Raw genomic sequence first — 365 nt, 5'->3', positions numbered from 1 at the left:
ATCCCCACCTCCACTACGGCATCCTGTCGCCCATCCTAGCCGTTCAAGCCCTCGGCGGCCGCGCCGATATGCTGGAACCAGACCCTGCCAGCCCCAGGATTCGCTCGATGACGGACCAGCCCGATCCCCGCCCTGCACCCGGCACCGCCCTTGGGCCGCCGGCACGCGTGCGTGCGGCGGCGGACGACGGCCGGGGTGATCGTGTGGTGCTGCAGGGCGGCGGTGGCGTGGCGCGGCAGCAGCTGTTCGCCGGGGCCGACGCGCCGGAGCCCCTGCTGGCCGCGTTCGCCAACGGCATGGCCACCCTGCCCGGCGAACTGGGCGACATGGGTGACCGCCTGCAATCGGCGCAGGCCAGTGCCGAT

Annotated in this window: 1 protein-coding gene; it reads left to right on the top strand. The window is 73.4% G+C overall.

Going from position 1 to position 365, the window contains the following annotated elements:
- Positions 1-107: 107 nt before the first annotated feature.
- A partial coding sequence (locus EN846_RS33905; protein ID WP_210236145.1) for a hypothetical protein occupies positions 108-365 on the top strand: 258 nt, incomplete at its 3' end.

Source organism: Mesorhizobium sp. M4B.F.Ca.ET.203.01.1.1, assembly GCF_004791025.1.
In the GTDB taxonomy this organism is placed as follows: Bacteria; Pseudomonadota; Alphaproteobacteria; order Rhizobiales; family Rhizobiaceae; genus Mesorhizobium; species Mesorhizobium abyssinicae.
This window is presented reverse-complemented; position numbering and strand designations above follow the sequence as displayed.